Consider the following 13,315-nt stretch of genomic DNA (forward strand, 5'->3'; position numbering starts at 1 on the left):
AGGCCTTCACCCCCCATTGCGGCACATTGGGGGGGCGGGGGACCGTCTATTCCCCTTTCGGGAACAACTGCTGGCGCAGGTAGGTGTATTCGAGGGCCGAGCGTTTGGCGCGGGCTGTCTGGTCGGCTGCGGCGGCGTGGCCGCCGTCCATGTTCTCGAAATACCAGAAGGGCAGGCCGGCCTCTTCGAACCGCTTCGCCATCTTGCGGGCATGGCCGGGGTGCACGCGGTCATCCTTGGTGGAGGTGACGAAGAAGGGCACGGGGTGCGGCTTCGAGGCGTCGAAGTTATGGTAGGGCGAGATGGTCTCGAGAAAGGCGCGCTCTTCCGGCACGTCCGGCGAGCCGTATTCGTCGACCCAGGACGCGCCCGCGAGCAGGAGGTGATAGCGCAGCATGTCGAGCAGCGGGACTTGCACGACAACGGCATTCCAGAGGTCTGGCCTCTGGTTCAGCATCACGCCCATCAACAGGCCGCCATTCGAGCCGCCCATGATGCCGAGATGCTGCGGGCTTGTGATACCTCGCGCGACGAGGTCTTCGCCGATGGCGATGAAGTCGTCATAGACGCGCTGACGGTTCTGCTTCAGGCCGGCCTGGTGCCAGTTGGGGCCGAATTCGCCGCCGCCGCGGATATTCGCGAGCACATAGGCGCCGCCCTGCTCCAGCCAGAGCCGCCCGCTGACCGGGCTGTAGGCCGGGCCATAGGAGACCTGGAAGCCGCCATAGCCATAGAGCAGCGTCGGCGTGGAGCCATCGAGCTTCATGCCCGCGCGGTGGATGATGAAGTAGGGAAACTTCGTGCCGTCTTTCGAGGTGGCGAAGAATTGTTCCACCGTGAGGCCGTCCGTATCGTATTTTGCCGGCAGGCTCTTGAGCGGCGTGATGGCGCCGGTGGTGATGTCATAGTTCAGCAGCGAGGACGGCGTCAGGAAATCCTCGTAGTTGAGAAACACGGCGGTCTCTTCATCATCGGCGAAGGCAATGCTGACGGCGCCGGTACCCGGCAGGGTAACGGGCGTTGCCGTCCATCCGTCCACGGAGGGCTCGAGGCGGAGCAGCTTGCCGACGACATTGTCGATGATCGACAGGAGCGCGGCGCCCCTGGCCACCGCCACGCCTTCCACGGCCTGCGTCTCTGACGGCCGGAAGGCGAGGCTCAGCTTTGGCAGCGTGCGCGTCTCAAGGAAGTCTTCGAGCGGGAAGGAAACGAGGTCGCCCGCCTTGAACGCGGCCTGCCCTTCCGGAGCCCAGTCCTGTTCCAGTGAGAACAGGTACTGGCCCTTGTATACGCCCTTGGGTGTTGCCTTCGGCGGAATCGGCCAGAGCACGGCCTCGGACTCGCCGTCCGGGAACCAGAAATATTTCGCCGTGAAGAAAGTTTCGGCGATGACAGCGCCCTGCAGGATCCGGCCATCTTCGAGCTTCATCGAGGTCGGCCAGACGCCGACATCCGTTTCCTTGCCCCGGATCAGTTCTTCAGCGGCCTCGAGCGGCGTGCCGCGCTGCCAGCGCTTGACGATGAAGGGATAGCCCGATTCCGTCACCGTTCCGGCCCCCCAGTCAGTGGCCACCAGCAGTGTATCGGGGCCCGCCCAGGCGAGCCCCGACTTGGCCTCGGGCGTGACAAAACCGCCGTCCACGAAAGCCTTCGTCTCCATGTCGAACTCGCGGTTCACCACAGCGTCCTTGCCGCCATCCGACAGCGAGACGAGGCAGCGGTATGTCGCGCCGGGCTCCGGGCGGAAACAGTTTGCGCCCTTGTACACCCAATTGGCGCCTTCCTCGGCGGCGAGCTTGTCGAAGTCGATAATCGTTTCCCACTCAGGCGTCTCGGTCGCATAGGAGGCAAGCGTCGTGCGCCGCCACAAGCCGCGGACATTCACGGCGTCCTGCCAGAAATTGTAGACGAGACCGTCGCGCACCGTGCCGTAGGGAATCCGCTCCGACGAGTTCAGCACCTCGAGCGCGGCTGCCTCATACACCACATAATGTGGGTCGGCCTGCAGCGCGGCGAGCGTGCGCTCATTCTGCGCGGTGACCCAGGCGAGCGCATCGGCGCCTTCGACCTCCTCGAGCCAGATATGGGCGCCGGGATCGAACGCGGCAGCAGCTTGAGGGGCGGTGTCAGCGGTCACGAGGGTCTCCGGGGCTGGCGCACTGGCACAAGCGGCCAGAACAAGGGCGGTGATCGGCGCTGCAAGATGGCGCACGTCGGTCTCCTGAAGTCAGAGTGCAGGGGGCGGCGCCCTGAATAAGGGCCTCATCCGGAAATGCAAACCCGGCAAGGCAGCCTCAACCGATGCGCTCCAGAACGATGCTCTCGATCAGGATGCCGCGCCGTTTCTCCGGCACGACCGGGCGCACAGCGATGTAATCGACGCCCTGCTCCCCTTCCGCGACCGGCACGTCATACTCGAAACTGAAATCGGTGAAGCCGGGTTGCAGATCGAACTGTTTCCAGCCGGACTCCCCCACCCGGCCGGCAGCATAGTTCACCTTCATCTGCATCGCGCCCTGATCTTCCGACGGGCGGGCCCGCACGGTGACGCGGATCTTCCGGCCGGAGAACTGCACTTCGATATCCGGCGCCAGCCGGAAATGCGGGCCCCGTTCCGGCGAATCCAGCAACGCATCCGCCTCTGCCGAAATCTCCAGCAGATAACCGCGATCCGGCGTTCGCTGCAGGCGCGTACGGGCATCCCCGCCGGCAATCACCTTGTTCAAATAGGCGCCCGAGATCTCGATCCGGTCATAATTCAGCCCGTCGCCGGCGACTGACCCCGTCGGCAGACGGCCCACACCCGGCTGCAGGGCCAGTGCCACCATCAGGATCACCAGCAGTCCCGCCAGCGGGAAAAACAGACGGTCACGCATGGGCCTTGCCTCTGGTTCGCTCCGGATCGGGACAGGCCTGCTGGCAAATCCCGGAGGCTCCTGTTAGCAGGGTCGCGGGCCGATTGGCGAGCCATTTGCACGGCTCGGGGGCTGGCAGAAGGATTGGGACACAAGATGACCGAGAGCGCGCTTCGCCGCCGGGCCCGTGAAGCCCGCGCCTGGCTGTTCGACAGCTGCTTCCCGCTCTGGGCCGAGCACGGACTGACAGATGCGGGACTGTTCCCGGAGGTCCTGTCGCTGGACCATGATGACCTCGCCCGCGATACCACCCGTGTCCGGGTTCAGGCCCGCCAGACCTATGTCTTCTCCGAAGCCTGGCGCCTCGGCTGGAAGCGCGACACCGCGAAGCGTCTCGCAGAGGCGGGCGTCGCCGTTCTCTCTGGACCGGCGCTCGCCCCGTCCGGGCTGCCCGGTCGCAGTCTCGCCGCCGACGGCTCAGGCCTGCGCGATGCCTCCGCTGACCTCTACGACATTGCCTTTGTCCTGTTCGCGCTCGCCGAAGCGGCGCGCGGTCCCGCCGCGCCGGAGACCTGCCTTCCGGCTGCGCGGGCCATCCTCTCCGCGCTCGATGAGACGATGAAGGACCGGGCCCATGGCGGCTATGCCGAGGCCCTGCCCCCGCCCGGACCGCGCCAGCAGAACCCGCACATGCACCTGCTGGAGGCTTGCCTGTCGTTGGCCAAAGCTGATCCGCAGGCGGATCATCCTGCGCGCGCGGCGGAGATCGTGACCCTGTTCAACACCCGGTTCACGGCCGGGCCCGGCGGCCTGCTGGGCGAGACATTCCTGCCGGACTGGTCGGCGCCGTCAGGTGATGCTGCTGAAGTCGTCGAACCCGGCCATCAGTTCGAATGGGTCTGGCTGCTGAACACGCATGCGCGCGCGGCAGGCCTGCCCCCGCCGGAGGCGATGGCGCGGCTCTACACGTTCGGCGTGTCCACGCTCGACGACGCCGGACGCGCCTGCCAGGCCGTGACGCGCTCTGGCGCGCCTCGCGACCCGTCCCGCCGGACATGGCCGCAGACCGAAGCGCTGAAGGCGCATCTCGCCATGTATGAGCAGCGCGGTGAAGAGCGCTATGCGTCCGCTGCCTGCCGCAGTTTCGATGTGCTGATGGATGAGTTCCTGACCGAGGATGGCGGCTGGATCGACCATTTCGCCGCAGACGGCTCCGTGCTGGCAAAGGATATGCCCGCCTCGACGGGCTATCATGTCGTGCTCGCTTTTGCAGAGCTGATCCGCGTGATGAACGCTTGAAATCACCCCCCCTTTGCGCCGAATAAGGCGCCGCAGAAACACGCAGGAACCCCATGACCAAGCTCGTTCTCCTCCGCCACGGACAATCCGCCTGGAATCTCGAGAACCGTTTCACCGGATGGTGGGACGCGGACCTCACCGCGCAGGGCGAAGCCGAGGCGCGCGCGTCCGGCAAACTGCTTGGCGAGCTCGAAGCGGACTTCCGCGCCGGCTTCACCAGCGTGCAGACCCGTGCCATCCGCACCATGTGGCTTGCCCTTACCGAGATGAAACGCGCCTGGTTGCCGGTGGAAAAGGACTGGCGGCTGAACGAGCGCCATTATGGCGGCCTGACCGGGCTCGACAAGGCCGAGACCGCGGCGAAGCATGGCGAGGACCAGGTGCATGTCTGGCGCCGCAGTTATGACATTCCGCCGCCGCCGCTCGAAATCGGCAGCAAGTACGACCTCTCCGCCGATCCGCGCTATCGCGGCATCAATATTCCGAACACGGAAAGCCTGAAGACAACGCTGGAGCGTGTGCTGCCCTATTGGGACAGCCGCATCACGCCGGAAATCAAGTCGGGAAAGGATGTGCTGATCGCGGCGCACGGTAACTCGCTGCGCGCGCTGGTAAAGCATCTCTTCAGGGTACCGGACGAAACGATCACTTCTGTCGAGATTCCGACCGGAAATCCGCTGCTGATAGACCTCGATGCAAGCCTGAAGCCGGTCTCGGTGCGGTATCTCGATGCGGCGCGCGCGCAGAAGCTGCCGGCCCTGCCGTGAGCAAGCGCCGCGACCAGCGGATGATGGGCCGGGCGCTGGCACTCGCCGCGCTCAATCAGGGGCTCTCGGGCGAGAACCCTTCGGTCGGCTGCGTGATCCTCGACAGGGACGGCCATATCGCCGGCGAAGGCGTGACCGGTCACGGCGGCCGTCCGCATGCGGAAGAGATTGCGCTGGAAGAAGCGGGCGAGCGCGCACGGGGCGGAACGGCTTATGTCACGCTCGAGCCGTGCCGGGAGCGGTCATCGGGCGCCGCGTCGTGCTCGAACAAGCTGGTCAACGCGGGAATTGCGCGGGTGGTTGTCGCCATCGAAGACCCGCACCCGACCGCGCGGGATGGTCTTCGCGTCCTTCGCGAGGCGGGCGTGCGTGTCGAGACAGGCCGGGGCAAGGCGCGTGCGGCGCGGCTTTACGCATGGTTCTTTGCCGGCGTTTGCAAATAGTCAGTTCCCGAACGGTCCGGCATGGGCGCGGATGCGTTCGTAGAACGCCAGCGAATCGCGTTGGAAAACGGCCTTGGTGAACTGCGCCTCGTAACTGGCGCGCCCGCCTGCCACGATCCTTTCCGCCAATGCCTTGTCGGTGATCACCCGGTTGAGCGCATTCGCGAGCGCATCGGCATCATTCTTGGGAATAAGCAGACCGTTGATCCCGTCCTTCACATAGGCGGCCGGACCGACGGCATCGGCGGCGACCAGCGGGCGGGAGGCGGCCCAGGCATCGACCGTTACCGTGCCGAAGGGTTCGTAGCGCGACGGGAAAGCGACCACATCGCAGGCCGCCAGCAGCGCGCCGCGATCATTGCGCCAGCCGAGAAAGCGCACGCGGTCATCCAGTCCGAGAGCGGAACATTGTGCTTTCAACTCGGCCTCGAGCGGGCCTTCACCGGCGATCCACACATAGAGGCCGGGGATTTTTGCTGTCGCCTCCAGCAGGGTGTCGAGGCCCTTCTTCTCGTGCAGGCGCGCGAGCGCGAGGGCGACAGGCGCATCCGGCGGTGTGTTCAGGGCTGAGCGCGAGGCCGGCTCGGCGCCGACAAAATCGGCATAGGTGTGGATGATCGCCGAGCGGTCATCGGCGACGCCCTGCTCGCGGATGTGGCGGAGAAGGTCGATGGTCAGGCCGACATGCCATTCGCAGTTCCGGAACCGGGCGAGCTTGTAATAGCCGCCATACCAGCCGATCGAGCGGGCGCGGTGCGCCTTCGGGGCAAACTGTCCGGCGCGGCCCATCCAGTATTCGATGACATCAGGGCGGAAATCAGCGATGGCCTTTGCGATGATGCCGCGCGTCGGAAAGGGCCAGCTCGTGTTGAAGCTCGCCGTGCTGACACCGATGCCGGCCGCCTCGAATTTCCCGGTGCGGAACGTGTTGGCGGGGCGCGTGACCACATGCTGCGCGATGCCGGTTTCGGCAAGCGCGAGCACGGATTCAAGCATGATGTTTTCGGCTCCGCCTTCTTCGGCACCGGCCATCACATGCAGAACGCGCATCGTCCTCTCCCTGCCCGCACCGCTGAGGCTTGCGGGTAACACTGCAGGCACAGCGCTTAGCCGCGAATGCGCGCGCGGGCAAACGGCGCTTGGCAGCCAGGCGGTAACTGCCTAGACAGGCCGCAGCAATTGCGGGTGAACTGATGGCCGACTACCGCCTCTTCGGGGCCGAGACCTCTCCTTATTCGCTGAAGGTGCGCTCGGCCCTTCGCTACAAGGGGATCGCGTTCGACTGGATCGCGCGCTCGGCCAGCAATGAGGCGGAGTTCCGCAAGCATGCGCTGACGCCGACCGTGCCGCTGCTGATCTCGCCGGCCGGAACGGTGCAGGATTCGACGCTGATCCTGACACAGCTCGAGGCCTCGCACCCCGAGCCGGCAGCGCGGCCGGAAGAGGCGGCGTCGCAGGCCTTGTCGCTGATCCTCGAGGATTATGCAGACGAATGGCTGAACAAGTGCATGTTCCAGCAGCGCTGGGGCCAGCAGCCGGACCGCGATGCGGCGGCGATGCGCGTACTGATCCAGCTGAACGATGGCAAGAAGCCGCGTGCCTTCAAGGCCCCTGCCCGGCAGATTGCGACCCGAATGCTGGCGCGCCTGTCGCTGGTCGGCGCCGAGGCGGAGAATGCCCCGACGCTGGAAAGTTCCTACCGCCGCTTTGCGCTGCGGCTGAATACCCACCTGCAGAACCACCTCTTCATTTTCGGTGGCCGGCCGAGTGCGGCTGACTTTGCGATTGCCGCGCAGTTCCAGCAAATGCTGACCGATCCGACGCCGGGAAGCTGGCTGAAGGAGAAAGCCCCGTTTGTGGCGGCATGGTGCGAGCACATGGAAGACCCGAAGGCATCGGGGCCTTACCTGCCACTGTCCGAACTTGAGGCGACGCTGCTGCCGGTGTTCGAGGGGGAGGTGGCGCGGACCTACCTGCCCTGGGCGCACGCGAATGCGGCGAGTGCGTCGCGGGAGAAGAAGAAGTTTTCCGTCACCCTTGATGACGGCCTGTTCGAGCAGGCGACGCAGGCCTATGCGGCGCGGGCGTTCAATGGCGTGCGCGGCGCGATTGCCGGGCGGATGAATGATCCGGCCTTGTCGGCTTTCCTTGATGCCGCGGGCGCGCGCAGCTTCTTCGTGCGCGCGCCGGCCAATACCTGAAACGGAAAACCCCCGCAGGGGAGTCTGCGGGGGTCCGGGAGGAGGGCTCTCTCTGAATGACGCCTAGGCGGCGTCACTCGCCTTTTTCTTGCCGATCAGTTTCGGACCTTGCGCGGCGGGCGCGCCGATCTCGATCTTGCGGGCTTTCTTTTCTTCGGGGATTTCGCGGATCAGGTCGATGCGCAGCACGCCATGCTCGAGGCTGGCGCCCGTCACGATGACGTGATCGGCGAGTTGGAAGCGGCGGATGAAACTGCGCTGGGCGATGCCGCGGTGGAGGAAGTTGCGGCCGTTCCCGTCTTCGGTCTCGTTTTTCTTGCCGGCGACCGTGAGCAGGCCTTCCTTGGTTTCGATGTCGATCTCGTCCTGCGTGAAGCCGGCGACCGCAATTTCGATCGCGAAGGCATTTTCTTCAACGCGTTCAATGTTGTAGGGCGGGTAGCCCTGGGCGCCATCAAGGCGTGCGGCCTGGTCGATCATGCCGGCGAGGCGGTCGAAGCCGACCATCGTGCGGTAGAGGGGGGTGAGGTCGATATTGCTCATGTGGATGCAGTCCTTGTTTCTGAGAAGCAACTGTAGGTGGCGGGAGCGGTCCGTGGATCCAGCCCGTAAGCGGCACTGGCAGAAGACACCCGGTCCCGGCCCGCTGGGCGGCACCGTGACAAGCCCTATGTGGGTAGCGTATTGGGGCTATCAAGAGCCCCGGAGGAAACCCAAATGAAGCATCTGATGATTGCGGCCGTTTCGGCCCTAGCCCTGGCCGGGTGCACACCCGCGAAGACCCCGCAGCCCGCCTCGCTGGACAGCGCCGCCCCTGCCGAAACGGAAGTGGCCACCCTGACGCTCGCCGACGTCGTCGCCTCCGACCGCCGCAGCGCAGAGGAAAAGGCCCGCGACGCCTGGCGCCATCCGGTCGAGACGCTGGAATTCTTCGGCGCGACCCCGGACATGAAAGTGGTCGAGATCTGGCCGGGCGGCGGCTGGTACACCAACATCCTCGCGCCCTGGCTCGCCTCCGGCGGCGGCACGCTGGTAGCTGCCGGTTTCGATGCCGCCTCAATCGAGGACCCCGACCGCCGCGCCCGTACAGAAGCGCGCCTTGAAGAGTTCAAGGCAACCTACGCCAAGCCGGAATTCGGCACGATCGAATACACCGCCTTTTCGGCCTCTTCCGGCCCCCTGACGGCAGAGGGCACCGCCGACATGGTCCTGACCTTCCGCAACATCCATAACTGGATGGCGGGCGGATACACCGAGAAATTCTTTGCCGACGCCTATTCGGCCCTGAAGCCGGGCGGCGTGCTGGGCGTGGTGGAGCACCGCCTGCCTTCGACACAGGCGCAGGACCCGAAAGCAACCAGCGGCTATGTGCACGAGGACTATGTGAAGGCGATGGCCACAGCCGCCGGTTTCGAATTTGTCGAGGCCAGCGAGATCAACGCCAACCCGGCCGACACGGCGGACCACCCGTTCGGCGTGTGGACCCTGCCGCCGAACCTGGCGACGGCGGACCGGGAAGGAAAATCGGTCGAGGGCTTTGATCCCGAAAAGTACAAGGCCATAGGCGAAAGCGACCGGATGACCCTGAAGTTCCGCAAGCCAGGGTAGAAATACCTCCCTCCCCCGGGAGTCCAGAAACCGTCCACACGTCCGTGTGGACGGTTTTTGCGTTTTTGGGGATGACGCGGGGGAGGGTGCCATGGAAAATGAGGATTGACATACAAACCGACCAGTTGGTATGTCTATGCTTCAGGAGATTGGTGATGGCCCGGACGGCGAACCCCAGGACACGCGAGAGCCTGATGGAGGCCGCCTTCGGGCTGGTGCGGTCGCAAGGGCTGGCGGCGACGAGCGTGGACGACATCTGCAAGGTGGCCGGCGTGTCGAAGGGCGCGTTCTTCCATTACTTCAAGAGCAAGGAAGAACTGGCGACCGAGGCGGCGCATTACTGGTCGGAGATGACCGGCGCGTTTTTTGACACGGCGCCCTATCACCTGCCGGCAGACCCGCTGGACCGGGTGACCGGTTATATCGATCTGCGCCGCGAGATGACCGGCGGCGATATTGCCGACTTCACCTGCTTCGTCGGCACGATGGCGCAGGAGGCCTGGCGCACCAGCCCGCCCGTGGCAGCGGCGACCTGGGAGAGCATGGCCGGCCATGCGGAGAAACTTGTGCCGGATATCGAGGCGGCGCGGGCCGCGAACGGCATCACCGGGGACTGGAGTTCGCAAAGCCTGGCGCTGCATATCGTGGCGGTGACGCAGGGCGCCTTCATCCTGGCCAAGGCGAGCGGCGACACGGCCGTTGCCCGCGAAAGCTTCGATCACCTGAAACTTTATGTCGAAACCCTGTTCGGGCGCGGCGCGCCCGGCTGACACCTAAGCCAGCTGAGAGAGGAAATACCATGCCCGGAACTGTTCACCTGCACCGCGTGCTTGCCGCGCCGCCTGAAAAAGTTTTCCGGGCCTTCGTGGAGCCGGATGCGATTGCCAGCTGGCTGCCGCCTTATGGTTATCTCTGCACCGTGCACGAGCTTGATGCACGCGCCGGCGGCAGGCACCGGATGTCGTTCCGCAATTTCACGACCGGCGGCAACCATGCCTTTGGCGGGACTTATCTTGCCTTCGAACCCGGCAAGCACATTCAGTACACGGATAAGTTCGAAGATCCGGACATGCCCGGCGAGATGACCGTGACCGTGACGCTGAAGGCGGTTCCTTCCGGCACGGAGATGACTATCGAGCAGGCGGGCATCCCGGACATGATCCCACTCGATGGTTGCTATCTTGGCTGGCAGCAATCCCTCGAGAAGATGATCCGCCTCGTTGAGCCTGACATCAATATGTAGCGGAGCCTGTCATGCGCAAGATCACCCTTCTGGAATACATCTCGCTGGACGGCGTAATCCAGGCGCCGGGCGGGCCGGGCGAGGACAGCGATGCAGGCTTTCCGTATGGCGGATGGTCGGCGCCGTTTGATGACCCCCTTCTGGATGAGGCGGTGGAGACGGCGCATGCGGAGATGTTCGACCTGCTGCTGGGGCGGCGAACCTATGACATCTGGGCGGGATACTGGCCGCATGCCGGAGACGGCCCGATCGCCACGAAGTTCAACGGCGCTGTGAAATATGTGGCGACCCACCGGCCGGAAAGCCTTGGCTGGGGGCCGGCGGAAGATCTGGGTACGGATATTGCCGCAGGCATCCGGCGCCTGAAGGCGCAGGAGGGGCCGGACCTGGTGGCCTGGGGAAGTTCCAGCGTTGCCGCCGCGCTGCTGGAGCACGGGCTGGCCGATGAGGTGGTGCTGATTGTCGTGCCGGTAATCCTTGGCACGGGCAAGCGCGTATTCGCGGAAGGGACGCCGCCAAGGGAGCTGAAACTGATCCGTAGCCGGACGGGCGCGAGCGGCCTGATGATCCATACCTTTGAACCGGCCGGCCCTCTGCGCACCGGCCGGATCGGCTAAACGCGTAACCCTGAGCGAGGACCTGTTCCGGTGAAGTCTTACCTCCCGCGCCGGCATTGCTGCATCAGGTTTTTCGCCTTGATGCCGCCATCGACCTGAAGATCCAGGACCGTGTTGCCGTCGAGTACGAGCTTGTAGGGCGTGGTGTCGGTGAAGTTCGCGACGGTGGCGTCGATATCGACGGAGACGAGCAGGAATGCGCTGTCCGTGCCGGTGACGGGGAGCAGGATGACGGGAATGTCCTGTGGGCCGGCGGAGGAGGTAAGCTGGGCGGTGGCGGCGCGCGGCTCGGTGGCAGGCGGCATATTCGGGCCGGAGATCATGATGCCACCCTGCTTGCGCGTGGCGGTGGGGCCCGCGAAGATCAGGCGCTGGTCGCCCTGGGTATAGGCAATGGAGCAGCCAAGACCTTTCTTCGCCTCCTTCTTCGTCCCCTCACGCTTCATCAGCCATGTTCCGTTGGCGGAGTATGAGACGACCTCGACTCCGTCGACCTTGATCTTCTTGAGAACATAATCCTGCGGCGTGAGCGTGCCGACGCCGGAATCCGGCTCGCCCCGGGGCGGGGGCCTGACGACGGAGTCTTTCGGGAAGTGGTAGGATTTCCAGACGCCTTCCCGGTCGAAATCCTCGCGCAGGAGGATAGCGACTTCAATGTATTCCGAACGCATCTGGGCGTCGAACACGTCAATCAGCGAACAGGACTGACCGCGCGCCTTGCAAAGATCGGAGAGGGCGTTGCGCGCCTTGTGGGGCGTGGCCGCAAACGCTGCGTGAGTGATGCCCTTCTTGTCGGCGCCAGCGGCGACCGACATGTTCTTGCCGGAGACCATGATGTAGCAGCCCTGTCCCATTGTCGCGGTGCAGGCATCGAGGACGACCTTCTCGGCGGCGCCGAGATAGTACTGGCCCCAGGTGGCCCAGACATCGCGCTGGCCGGGGTGGCCGGCCACGGCGACAAAATTGTCGACATCGATGGGCGGCGAGGCGGGGCCTTGCGGGGCACCGGATCCGCCGCCGCCATAGCCGCCACCCGTTTCTGCGCAGATGGGCGTCGCCGCGATGCCGTGGCTGCCGCCGGTGACGCCGATCTGCTGCTCGCCCGGGCCGGGACCGCCGGGGCAGGGATAGTTGCGCGCCTGTGCCGGTTGCGGCAGGCAGAGGGCGAGGAGGAAGGCAGCGGCAGTAAGGCAGGCCGGCAGGCGGATGGTCATGGGGTAAGGGGCTCCGGATATTTAATGTCCGATTTATAAGGGCGGGCGCGGCCGGACACAATCGCCGATGTTCAGGCCCGGGCGATGCTTGTCGCGGCGGGCGGGAGCCTGTAACGGCGAAGCGCGGAGGCCCGGATGCGACAGCTGTTTGCGACCCTGATTGAAGAGGTGAAAGCCGGCGACGCCCGCCTGCGCGAGAGCCTTGAGCGCGCCGCCTGGGTGCTGGAGGCGGACGATAGGGCGGGCAATGAGTGGTGCGAGAAGGAGGGGTATCCGGGCTATACCTCCTATGCCTCGCTGGACGACCTGCCGGAGCGGTTTCCGGAATTTGCGGCGCTGAAGAAACATCTCGACAAGGCGGCGGCGAAATTTGCGGCGGCGCTGCACTGGGACATGGACGGCTTCGCGCTGGAGCTGGATGCGATCTGGGTGAACATTCTCGGCGAGGGCGGGCACCATACGGGGCATATCCATCCGGGGTCTGTTATTTCCGGCACCTATTATGTCTGCGTACCGGAGGGCGCAGGGAAGCTGAAATTCGAAGACCCGCGGCTCGCGATGATGATGGCCGCGCCGCAGCTGACGGACGCGGCGCCGGAAGAGGCGCGCCGGTTCGTATATGTTCAGCCCACGGAGGGCCATGCCCTGCTGTGGGAGAGCTGGCTGCGGCATGAGGTGATGCCTTCGCTGAGCGAAGAGGCCCGGATTTCGGTGAGTTTCAATTATGCGCTGAAGCGCAAATGATCATCGTCATCGGCCATGTGATTGCGTCTACGGAGACGGTGGCAGAGATTCTGGAACTCGGGCGGGCGCATTCGGCGCGGTCGCGGGGGGAGCCGGGATGTATCGCGCATAATGTGCATGTAGACGCGGAAGACGCGGTGCGGGTTGTGTTCGTGGAGTATTGGGCGGACCGGGCGGCGCTGGAGGCGCACTTTCGCGTGCCGGAGAGCCGGGCCTTCGTGAAGGCGGTGCGGGCGCTGTCACCGGCGCCGACGGTGATGAAACTGTTCGAGGCGGCCGAGATCCGCATGGGGTGACGGCCCGCGCGGGCTGCGGCAGGATGGC

General features: G+C 65.2%; 15 protein-coding genes. 10 read left to right on the forward strand and 5 right to left on the reverse strand.

The genetic code is table 11. The annotated features are described in order from the left end of the window. Positions 1-46: 46 nt before the first annotated feature. Together ACK4TE_RS02685 and ACK4TE_RS02690 are read right to left on the reverse strand one after the other, a co-directional pair. Entirely contained in the window at positions 47-2,212 is a 2,166-nt protein-coding gene (locus tag ACK4TE_RS02685; RefSeq protein ID WP_409909930.1) for a prolyl oligopeptidase family serine peptidase, read from the reverse strand. A gap of 82 nt (positions 2,213-2,294) precedes the next feature. Then, a complete protein-coding gene (locus tag ACK4TE_RS02690) occupies positions 2,295-2,876 on the reverse strand; it encodes a hypothetical protein (protein ID WP_409909931.1) in 582 nt (193 codons plus the stop codon). A gap of 135 nt (positions 2,877-3,011) precedes the next feature. Between ACK4TE_RS02690 and ACK4TE_RS02695 the strand changes: the two genes are divergently transcribed. From ACK4TE_RS02695 to ACK4TE_RS02705, 3 genes are read left to right on the forward strand one after another with little or no spacing between them, the layout of a single operon-like run. Then, the gene (locus ACK4TE_RS02695) at positions 3,012-4,154 is read left to right on the forward strand and encodes an AGE family epimerase/isomerase (RefSeq protein ID WP_409909932.1); all 1,143 of its coding nucleotides are present in this window, start codon (positions 3,012-3,014) and stop codon (positions 4,152-4,154) included. Positions 4,155-4,207: 53 nt separating this feature from the next. Continuing rightward, positions 4,208-4,921: a 2,3-diphosphoglycerate-dependent phosphoglycerate mutase gene (gpmA, locus tag ACK4TE_RS02700; RefSeq protein WP_409909933.1), complete on the forward strand. Its 714-nt coding sequence runs from the start codon at positions 4,208-4,210 to the stop codon at positions 4,919-4,921. Further along, complete coding sequence (locus ACK4TE_RS02705) at positions 4,918-5,364, forward strand: bifunctional diaminohydroxyphosphoribosylaminopyrimidine deaminase/5-amino-6-(5-phosphoribosylamino)uracil reductase RibD (RefSeq protein ID WP_409909934.1); 447 nt, start codon at positions 4,918-4,920, stop codon at positions 5,362-5,364. The genes gpmA and ACK4TE_RS02705 overlap by 4 nt, the downstream gene beginning before the upstream one ends. Here ACK4TE_RS02705 and ACK4TE_RS02710 read toward each other — a convergent pair whose 3' ends face one another. Continuing rightward, the gene (locus tag ACK4TE_RS02710) at positions 5,365-6,414 is read right to left on the reverse strand and encodes a glycosyltransferase (protein WP_409909935.1); all 1,050 of its coding nucleotides are present in this window, start codon (positions 6,412-6,414) and stop codon (positions 5,365-5,367) included. A 143-nt stretch (positions 6,415-6,557) separates the two neighbouring features. Here ACK4TE_RS02710 and ACK4TE_RS02715 point away from each other — a divergent pair, with 143 nt between their 5' ends. Continuing rightward, a complete protein-coding gene (locus ACK4TE_RS02715; protein WP_409909936.1) occupies positions 6,558-7,565 on the forward strand; it encodes a glutathione S-transferase family protein in 1,008 nt (335 codons plus the stop codon). Between the two features lie 63 nt (positions 7,566-7,628). On the opposite strand, the gene ACK4TE_RS02720 is transcribed toward ACK4TE_RS02715, so the two are convergent. Beyond that, positions 7,629-8,108 carry an Hsp20 family protein gene (locus tag ACK4TE_RS02720; protein ID WP_409909937.1) on the reverse strand — a complete coding sequence of 160 codons (480 nt, stop codon included), beginning with the start codon at positions 8,106-8,108 and terminating at the stop codon, positions 7,629-7,631. Positions 8,109-8,282: 174 nt separating this feature from the next. Here ACK4TE_RS02720 and ACK4TE_RS02725 point away from each other — a divergent pair, with 174 nt between their 5' ends. The 4 genes from ACK4TE_RS02725 (at position 8,283) to ACK4TE_RS02740 (ending at position 11,033) form a co-directional block, all read left to right on the forward strand. Then, positions 8,283-9,173, forward strand: a complete 891-nt coding sequence (locus ACK4TE_RS02725) for a class I SAM-dependent methyltransferase (protein ID WP_409909938.1) — start codon at positions 8,283-8,285, stop codon at positions 9,171-9,173. 155 nt (positions 9,174-9,328) lie between these two features. Further along, positions 9,329-9,943 (forward strand): TetR/AcrR family transcriptional regulator, encoded by a 615-nt coding sequence (locus tag ACK4TE_RS02730; protein ID WP_409909939.1) that lies wholly within the window; start codon positions 9,329-9,331, stop codon positions 9,941-9,943. A 29-nt stretch (positions 9,944-9,972) separates the two neighbouring features. Continuing rightward, complete coding sequence (locus tag ACK4TE_RS02735; protein ID WP_409909940.1) at positions 9,973-10,416, forward strand: SRPBCC family protein; 444 nt, start codon at positions 9,973-9,975, stop codon at positions 10,414-10,416. 11 nt (positions 10,417-10,427) lie between these two features. Further along, positions 10,428-11,033 (forward strand): dihydrofolate reductase family protein, encoded by a 606-nt coding sequence (locus ACK4TE_RS02740; RefSeq protein ID WP_409909941.1) that lies wholly within the window; start codon positions 10,428-10,430, stop codon positions 11,031-11,033. Between the two features lie 38 nt (positions 11,034-11,071). Here the strand turns inward: ACK4TE_RS02740 and ACK4TE_RS02745 are convergent, their stop codons facing one another. Then, positions 11,072-12,247: a DUF4189 domain-containing protein gene (locus ACK4TE_RS02745; protein ID WP_409909942.1), complete on the reverse strand. Its 1,176-nt coding sequence runs from the start codon at positions 12,245-12,247 to the stop codon at positions 11,072-11,074. Positions 12,248-12,382: 135 nt separating this feature from the next. Here ACK4TE_RS02745 and ACK4TE_RS02750 point away from each other — a divergent pair, with 135 nt between their 5' ends. Both ACK4TE_RS02750 and ACK4TE_RS02755 read left to right on the forward strand, forming a co-directional pair. Then, positions 12,383-12,991, forward strand: coding sequence for a TIGR02466 family protein (locus tag ACK4TE_RS02750; RefSeq protein WP_409909943.1), 609 nt, complete (start codon positions 12,383-12,385; stop codon positions 12,989-12,991). Continuing rightward, positions 12,988-13,287, forward strand: a complete 300-nt coding sequence (locus tag ACK4TE_RS02755) for a putative quinol monooxygenase (RefSeq protein ID WP_409909944.1) — start codon at positions 12,988-12,990, stop codon at positions 13,285-13,287. The genes ACK4TE_RS02750 and ACK4TE_RS02755 overlap by 4 nt, the downstream gene beginning before the upstream one ends. The last annotated feature ends 28 nt before the right edge of the window (positions 13,288-13,315 follow it).

The organism is Hyphomonas sp., assembly GCF_046313975.1.
In the GTDB taxonomy this organism is placed as follows: domain Bacteria; phylum Pseudomonadota; class Alphaproteobacteria; order Caulobacterales; family Hyphomonadaceae; genus Hyphomonas.

What these genes read in the sequence shown, in the direction of transcription:
- ACK4TE_RS02695 (WP_409909932.1), top strand. Translation starts at nt 3,012, where the DNA reads ATGACCGAGAGCGCGCTTCGCCGCCGGGCCCGTGAAGCCCGCGCCTGG.
- ACK4TE_RS02720 (WP_409909937.1), bottom strand. Translation starts at nt 8,108, where the DNA reads ATGAGCAATATCGACCTCACCCCCCTCTACCGCACGATGGTCGGCTTC.
- ACK4TE_RS02735 (WP_409909940.1), top strand. Translation starts at nt 9,973, where the DNA reads ATGCCCGGAACTGTTCACCTGCACCGCGTGCTTGCCGCGCCGCCTGAA.
- ACK4TE_RS02740 (WP_409909941.1), top strand. Translation starts at nt 10,428, where the DNA reads ATGCGCAAGATCACCCTTCTGGAATACATCTCGCTGGACGGCGTAATC.
- ACK4TE_RS02755 (WP_409909944.1), top strand. Translation starts at nt 12,988, where the DNA reads ATGATCATCGTCATCGGCCATGTGATTGCGTCTACGGAGACGGTGGCA.
- ACK4TE_RS02710 (WP_409909935.1), bottom strand. Translation starts at nt 6,414, where the DNA reads ATGCGCGTTCTGCATGTGATGGCCGGTGCCGAAGAAGGCGGAGCCGAA.
- ACK4TE_RS02745 (WP_409909942.1), bottom strand. Translation starts at nt 12,247, where the DNA reads ATGACCATCCGCCTGCCGGCCTGCCTTACTGCCGCTGCCTTCCTCCTC.
- gpmA (WP_409909933.1), top strand. Translation starts at nt 4,208, where the DNA reads ATGACCAAGCTCGTTCTCCTCCGCCACGGACAATCCGCCTGGAATCTC.
- ACK4TE_RS02715 (WP_409909936.1), top strand. Translation starts at nt 6,558, where the DNA reads ATGGCCGACTACCGCCTCTTCGGGGCCGAGACCTCTCCTTATTCGCTG.
- ACK4TE_RS02725 (WP_409909938.1), top strand. Translation starts at nt 8,283, where the DNA reads ATGAAGCATCTGATGATTGCGGCCGTTTCGGCCCTAGCCCTGGCCGGG.
- ACK4TE_RS02750 (WP_409909943.1), top strand. Translation starts at nt 12,383, where the DNA reads ATGCGACAGCTGTTTGCGACCCTGATTGAAGAGGTGAAAGCCGGCGAC.
- ACK4TE_RS02730 (WP_409909939.1), top strand. Translation starts at nt 9,329, where the DNA reads ATGGCCCGGACGGCGAACCCCAGGACACGCGAGAGCCTGATGGAGGCC.
- ACK4TE_RS02690 (WP_409909931.1), bottom strand. Translation starts at nt 2,876, where the DNA reads ATGCGTGACCGTCTGTTTTTCCCGCTGGCGGGACTGCTGGTGATCCTG.